General features: G+C 73.1%; 3 protein-coding genes. 2 read left to right on the plus strand and 1 reads right to left on the minus strand.

All coding sequences use genetic code 11. From position 1 onward, the window contains the following. The coding region (locus tag ADY01_RS33875) for a LacI family DNA-binding transcriptional regulator (protein ID WP_049580602.1) at positions 1-1,030 on the minus strand (1,030 nt) is incomplete at its 3' end. Between the two features lie 414 nt (positions 1,031-1,444). Between ADY01_RS33875 and ADY01_RS33880 the strand changes: the two genes are divergently transcribed. Beyond that, on the plus strand, positions 1,445-2,380 hold the full coding sequence (locus tag ADY01_RS33880) for a sterol desaturase family protein (protein ID WP_078900840.1): 936 nt from the start codon (positions 1,445-1,447) through the stop codon (positions 2,378-2,380). Between the two features lie 129 nt (positions 2,381-2,509). Next, a partial coding sequence (locus ADY01_RS33885; protein WP_049580604.1) for a beta-ketoacyl synthase N-terminal-like domain-containing protein occupies positions 2,510-3,772 on the plus strand: 1,263 nt, incomplete at its 3' end.

Raw genomic sequence — 3,772 nt, forward strand, 5'->3', positions numbered from 1 at the left:
GTCCCGTGGAGGCGCGCGGGGTGAGGGCGGGCGTCGGCATCCGGCGGGCGGCGGTCTTCTCGCCGCCCAGCACGCCGTAGAGCGCGCGGGCCACCTCGGCGCCGAACGCGTGGACGTCGTGGCTCATGGCGGACAGGGTGGGGCGGGTGAGCTGGCAGAGCTGCGAGTCGTCCCAGGCCAGCAGGGAGACGTCCTCGGGGACGCGCAGGCCCATCTCGGCGGCGACGGACAGCCCCGCCACGGCCATCAGGTCGTTGTCGTACAGGATCGCCGTCGGGCGCCGCGCCGAGGCCAGGAGGGAACGGGTGGCCCTGGCCCCCTCCTCGCCGGAGAAGTCGGTGGCCGCCTGGCGGCCCTCGTCCAGGCCCAGTTCGGCGACCGTCGAGGTGAACGCGGCGGCGCGGATGGCGCTGTGGCCCAGCTCGACCGAGCCGCCGACCCGGGCGATGGAACGGTGTCCCAGCGCCGCGAGATAGCGCACGCACTCGATGACGGCCGTGCCGTCGTCGGTCCACAGCGCGGTGAACGGGCCCGCGAGCGAGGGGTGGCCGACCGCGACCACCGGCATGCCCAGCTCGGCGAGCGCCGGGATCCTGGGGTCGTTCCTGCGGAGATCCACGAGGACCGAGCCGGCGATCTGGCCCGAGCGCCACCAGTGCCGTTGCAGGTCCACCTCCTCGCCCATGTCCCGCACCAGGCGCAGCAGCAGGGCGCTCGACCGCTCGGTGAGGACGCTCTCGATGCCGGAGATGAACTCCATGTAGAAGGGTTCGAGGCCCAGTTGGCGCGCCGGGCGGCAGATCGCCAGGCCCACCGTTCCGGTGCCGCGCCGGGCGGGCGAGCGGGAGGATCGGCCGGGCCGCCAGCCCAGCTCCCCGGCGACGGCCAGGATGTGGGCCCGGGTGGACTCGGAGACGCCCGGCTTGTTGTTGAAGGCCAGGGAGACGGCCGCCCGCGACACCCCCGCCCGCTCGGCCACGTCCCTGATGGTCAGCCGTGGCGAGGAGGTGGGGCCGCGCAACTCGGTCATCGGCAGGGCCCTTTCGGGGAGACGGCGGGTGGCGCGGGGCCGGGTGGGACCTCTCCGTCCGCCGGGCGTGGCGCTCAACGTAGACCCCATCCAGGGCCGCGTCCAGATCCCAGTTCACCTGTTTCCGCCCCCGGTTCAGTCGAATTTACTGAACCATTGCTGAATCACGCGCTCGGCCAGGGGTCCGGGCGGCGCGCGGGCGGCGGACACGCCGCCTGTCCCGCCGGGAGCACGAAAGGGGCGCGTGGGGATGATGACATGAGCGGATATGAACCCGCACGCCGGTCAGATCGTATTGTGTCATGCCCTCAGCAGGCCGCAGGCTGGTCAGGACCCCTTGATCCGCGGTTCGGCCCGACACCCGGTTCGGCGAGGGAGTCCTCCGTTCACGTCTCGTCGACGAAAGGGCGTGCGATGTCCAGTCCGCTGACCACCCGCGCGGGCCGGTCCCGCGCGGGCCGGTCCCGTTCGGGGCGCGACCCGTCGGCGATGGCGCGCACCGTCCTGGCCAGGACGGCCCACCCCCTGCTGCTGCTCTCGGTGGCCGGCGTCTTCGCCGCCGCCACGCACCGCGGTTGGGACCGGGGGCTGGTCACGGTGGTCTTCCAACTGGCCGTGATCTCCTACCTGGTGGCGCTGGAGCACCTGATCCCGTACAAGCGCTCGTGGAACCCGGACCGGCGGGAGTGGCGCGCGTACGGCGCGTACTTCCTCCTCACCGCACTGGGCGCCGGGCTGGGGCAGGCGCTGGTCCTGTCCGCCGTGGGCGCCGTGGCCGAGCCGAACTCCCCGTTCCCGCTCTGGGCGGAGATCCCCGCCGCCCTGCTGCTGGGCTCGCTCGCCGGGTACGCGGTGCACCGGCTGGGGCACACCAACCGGTGGCTGTGGCGGCTGCACGGCATCCACCACAGGCCGGAGAAGGTCAACGTCGGCAACAACGGCGTCAACCACGTCGCCGACGTCCTGCTCACCCAGGGCTGCGTCCAACTGGCGCTGGCGCTCGTCGGGTTCTCCGAGACGGCCGTCTTCGGCGTGGGCCTCTTCGTGGTGGCGCAGGGGTACTTCGTCCACGCCAACGTCGCCGTCGGGATCGGCGCCCTCAACCACGTCTTCACCAGCCCCGAGCAGCACCGGCTGCACCACAGCACCGACCTGGCCGAGGCGGGGCACTACAGCTCCGACGTCGCCCTGTGGGATCACGCGTTCGGCAGCTTCACCTGGCGGCCGGACCGCGAACCGGCCGCGGTCGGCCTGGAGGACCCCGCGTCGTTCCCCCCCACCGGCGCCGTCCTCGCCTCCCTCGCGCACCCGTTCCGCCGGACGGCGAAGCCGGGCCGGGGTACGGGCTGACCGCACCCCCCTCCCCTCGACACCTCCCGGTACCGGAGGGGCCCTCGGGCCCCTCGGGCGGCTCCCCACGCCCAGGTGACGGGCCCCTCGTGCGCCTTTCTCGCAGATATGTGACTCAAGGAGCCGACCATGACCGACCCGCTCCGCTCCGGGTATCCAGAGAAGATCGCGATCATCGGCATCGGATGCCGCTTCCCCGGCGGCGCCTCCGATCACCGGGCCTTCTGGCGCAACCTGCTGGACGGCAAGGACTGCGTCACGGCCACACCGCCCGACCGGTACGACGTGACCGCGCTCGGCAGCAGGGACCAGGCCAAACCCGGCCGCCTGGTGGGCGGCCGGGGCGGTTACATCGACGGGTTCGACGAGTTCGACCCGGGCTTCTTCGGCATCAGCCCCCGCGAGGCCCACCACATGGACCCCCAGCAGCGGAAGATGCTCGAAGTGGCGTGGGAGGCCCTAGAGGACGGCGGCCAGAGGCCCGCCGAGCTGGCCGGGCGCGATGTCGGCGTGTTCGTGGGGGCGTTCACCCTGGACTACAAGATCCTCCAGTTCGCCGACCTGCGGTTCGACACCCTGGCCGCCCACACGGCGACCGGGACCATGATGACGATGGTGTCGAACCGGATCTCGCACTGCTTCGACTTCCGGGGCCCCAGCATCTCGCTGGACACCGCGTGCAGTTCCTCCCTGGTCGCCGTCCACCTGGCCGGTGAGAGCCTGCGCCGCGGCGAGAGCAGCCTCGCCCTGGCCGGCGGCGTCCTGCTGCACATGGCCCCGCAGTACACCATCGCGGAGACCAAGGGCGGCTTCCTCTCCACCGAGGGCAGGTCCCGCACGTTCGACGCCGACGCGGACGGCTACGTCCGCGCCGAGGGGGTCGGGGTCGTCGCGCTGAAGCGCCTCGGCGACGCCCTCCGCGACGGGGATCCGGTCCACGCGGTGATCACCGCGACCGGCGTCAACCAGGACGGGCGGACCAGCGGCATCACGACGCCGAGCGCCGACGCCCAGGCGGCCCTGATCCAACGGGTCTGCGCCGAGGCCGGGATCACCCCGGGCGACCTCCAGTACGTCGAGGCCCACGGCACCTCGACCCCGGTCGGCGACCCCGTCGAGGCCGCCGCCCTCGCGCGGGCCCTCGCCGTCGGCCGCGCGCCCGGCGCCGCCTGCTGGGTCGGCTCGGTCAAGGCGAACATCGGGCACACCGAGTCGGCCGCCGGAATCGCCGGACTGATCAAGACCGCCCTCAGCCTCGAACACGGCCTGATCCCCCCGCACATCAACCTGGAACGGGTCAGCCCCGCCATCGACCTCGCCGCCGCCCCCTTCGACATCCCGACCCGCGTCACCCCCTGGCCCGCGCACGAGGGGCGGGCGAGGGGCAGGGGG

This window comes from Streptomyces sp. SBT349 (assembly GCF_001083795.1).
Taxonomy (GTDB): Bacteria; Actinomycetota; Actinomycetes; order Streptomycetales; family Streptomycetaceae; genus Streptomyces.

Bases quoted from the DNA above. Each gene is read 5' to 3' on its own strand.
- ADY01_RS33880 (WP_078900840.1), top strand. From the start codon at position 1,445: ATGTCCAGTCCGCTGACCACCCGCGCGGGCCGGTCCCGCGCGGGCCGG.